A 3,250-nucleotide genomic window follows, 5' to 3' on the forward strand; every position below is an offset into this window, starting at 1 on the left:
ACTTGAATATAGGAGTCATACCTTAGCATCATAATTTTTTATTATTTACCCTGTCTACTTGACGGGGGGCAGTTCAATTTTTATACGGCTAAATAATTATATTATAGAGGTTTAACTCTCATAGTTTGATCTCTTCTTGGACCTACTGATACTATAGAAATTCTAGTTTCAGTTAATTCTTCGATTCTTTCTAAGTACTTTCTTGCATTTGGATGTAATTCTTCATAGCTTCTTGCATCTGCTACACTTTCATCCCATCCATCAAATTCTTCATATATAGGTTCACACTTAGCTAAATCTTCTAAACTAGCTGGGAAGTAGTCAATCACTTCATCATTGAATTTATATCCAACACACATCATAATCTTTTCTAATCCAGCTAATGTATCTATTTTTGTTACAGCTAATGAAGTTAATCCACTAACCCTAACTGAAGTTTTTAGTATAACTATATCAAGCCAACCACATCTTCTTGATCTACCTGTAGTTACTCCATATTCATGACCTTTTTCTCTTATCCATTCTCCAGTTTCATTTTCTAATTCTGTTGGGAAAGGTCCTTTACCTACTCTTGTTGTATAAGCTTTGGCTATACCAACAGCATTAGTAATCATATTTGGTCCTATACCAACACCATTAGCTACTCCCCCCGCAGTAGTGTTTGATGATGTTACATATGGATATGTACCATAGTCTATGTCTAATAACATTCCTTGTGCACCTTCAAATAAAACTGTCTTATCATCTTTTATTTCATTATAAACTCTTACTGATGTATCCTTTACAAATGGTTTTAATTTTTCACCGTATTTAGAATACTCTTCATATATTTCATCAAAACTTAAAGCTTCTCCACCAAGAACATTAACGATATACTTGTTCTTCATTTCGATATTTTGCATAAGCTTTTCTTTAAACACCTCTTTATCTATAAGGTCACAAACTCTTATACCACATCTTTCGAATTTATCTGTATAACAAGGTCCTATACCTTTACCAGTAGTTCCAATATCATTTTTTCCTCTAGCTTTTTCTTTTAATTTATCTAGAACTTTATGATATGGCATAATAACGTGTGCTCTATCACTAACTATTAACTTTTCTGGAGTTACTTTAACTCCTTCTTCTTGTAAGTAATCAATTTCTGAAAAGAAAGCCATAGGATCTACAACTACACCATTTCCTATTACGTTAAGCTTTTCATCGTGTAATATACCTGATGGTATTAAGTGAAGTTTGTATTGTTTATCTCCAACTTCTACTGTGTGACCAGCGTTGTTACCACCTTGATATCTAACAACTACATTTGCCTCTTCAGCTAGGTAGTCTGTCATCTTTCCTTTACCTTCATCTCCCCATTGAGCTCCTAAAACAATAAATGCTGACATTTATACATTGCCTCCTTTTAAGACATACTAATGGATTATATTATATTACATTACAATCCCATATAACATGGTATCAAAGTAATTATAAAATTTCAAGATTCTTACGAATATTTTTTTGCCTTCTCTAAATATAATTCGTATAATAATACTATAAATATATTTTTGGGAGGAGTCATATTATGAATATATATGAAGAGTCACTAAAATTCCATAAAGAATTAAAGGGTAAATTAGAAATAGCTTCAAGAGTTAAAATAACTAATGAAAAAGATTTATCTCTTGCCTATACTCCTGGTGTTGCAGAGCCATGTAGAGAAATACATAAAGATCCATCTACAGCTTATTTATATACTAGGAAGTGGAATACAGTTGCTGTTATTTCTGATGGTACTGCTGTATTAGGTCTTGGAGACATCGGTCCCTTAGCTTCTTTACCTGTAATGGAAGGTAAATCTATACTATTTAAAGAATTCGCTAATGTTGATGCTTTTCCAATAGTTCTTGATACTAAAGAGGTTGATGAAATTGTTGATACTGTAGTTAGAATTGCACCTACTTTAGGAGGAATAAACTTAGAAGATATATCTGCTCCTAGATGCTTTGAGATTGAAAAGAAATTAAAAGAAAGATTAAATATACCAGTTTTCCATGATGACCAACATGGAACAGCTATTATAGTTTTATCTGGATTAATAAATGCATTAAAAATAGTTAATAAAAATATTCAAGATTTAAAAATTGTAGTTAATGGTGCTGGATCAGCAGGAACTGCAATAACTAAACTTTTATTATCTTATGGTGCTAAAAACATAGTTGTTTGTGATAGAGATGGTGCTTTAAATAGAGATACTAGTTATTCTAATAAATATTTTGAAGAACTATCTCAAATTACTAATCCTAATAATGAATCTGGAATCTTAAAGGATGTTATAAAAAATGCAGATGTATTTATAGGAGTTTCAGCTCCTAATATAGTTTCAAAAGAAATGGTATCATCTATGAATACTGATGCTATTTTATTTGCCATGGCTAATCCAACACCTGAAATATTCCCTGACGATGCAAAAGAAGCTGGAGCTAAAGTTATTGGTACTGGACGTTCTGATTTCCCAAATCAAATAAACAATGTTTTAGCTTTCCCTGGAATATTTAGGGGTGCTTTAGATGTTAGAGCAACTGAAATAAATGAAGAAATGAAAATAGCCGCTGCTCATGCAATTGCTAATTCTGTTTCAGATGAAGAACTTAATCCAAACTATATCATTCCAAAAGCATTTAATTTAGATGTTCAAAAGAAAGTTGCTGAAGCTGTCAAAGAAGCTGCAATTAAAAGCGGCGTTGCAACTATATAATTACAAAAAAGTATTAGGTTTAAGAATCTAATACTTTTTCTTTATTCTATCTCTCTTCTTCTATATAGGTTATCAAAATTTCTCCAATAGGTGTATCATGAGAATATATATACCCCCACTCCCTACCATCTGTACAGTCATTAGGAATAGAAAAAGATAGGTGTTCTTCACTTATATACGGTTTAACTAAATTATATAATTCCTTATAAGTTATATGTTTAAGCTTCTTTAAAACATATTCTTTATTTTTTCCTAACTCTTTAACTTCAATCCTATACATTGCTTAACCTCCTTAATCTATTAATCAATACATTATATTTTTATACCCTCAAAATATTGATAAAAATATTATTTAAATAAGCAATGTATTATCCCATAAATTTATAAAAATAGGGGCTGTCGCACTAAATAATTAGTGCGAGGCCCCTTTTGCAAAAAAAAAATAAATCCCAGACTCTATAAGCCTAGGATTTATGGTAAAATATTTTTCATGCTAACAAAAAAAATCTT

General features: G+C 30.7%; 3 protein-coding genes. 1 reads left to right on the forward strand and 2 read right to left on the reverse strand.

What is annotated here, in order from left to right:
• Positions 1 to 101 precede the first annotated feature (101 nt).
• Positions 102 to 1,388, reverse strand: a complete 1,287-nt coding sequence (locus HCG76_RS18740) for an adenylosuccinate synthase (RefSeq protein WP_221701168.1) — start codon at positions 1,386 to 1,388, stop codon at positions 102 to 104.
• A 179-nt stretch (positions 1,389 to 1,567) separates the two neighbouring features.
• Between HCG76_RS18740 and HCG76_RS18745 the strand changes: the two genes are divergently transcribed.
• Entirely contained in the window at positions 1,568 to 2,740 is a 1,173-nt protein-coding gene (locus tag HCG76_RS18745; RefSeq protein ID WP_221701167.1) for an NAD(P)-dependent malic enzyme, read from the forward strand.
• Between the two features lie 46 nt (positions 2,741 to 2,786).
• Here the strand turns inward: HCG76_RS18745 and HCG76_RS18750 are convergent, their stop codons facing one another.
• Positions 2,787 to 3,020, reverse strand: coding sequence for a hypothetical protein (locus HCG76_RS18750; protein ID WP_221701166.1), 234 nt, complete (start codon positions 3,018 to 3,020; stop codon positions 2,787 to 2,789).
• Positions 3,021 to 3,250 lie beyond the last annotated feature (230 nt).

The organism is Clostridium sp. K13 (genome assembly GCF_019734195.1).
GTDB lineage: Bacteria > Bacillota > Clostridia > Clostridiales > Clostridiaceae > Clostridium.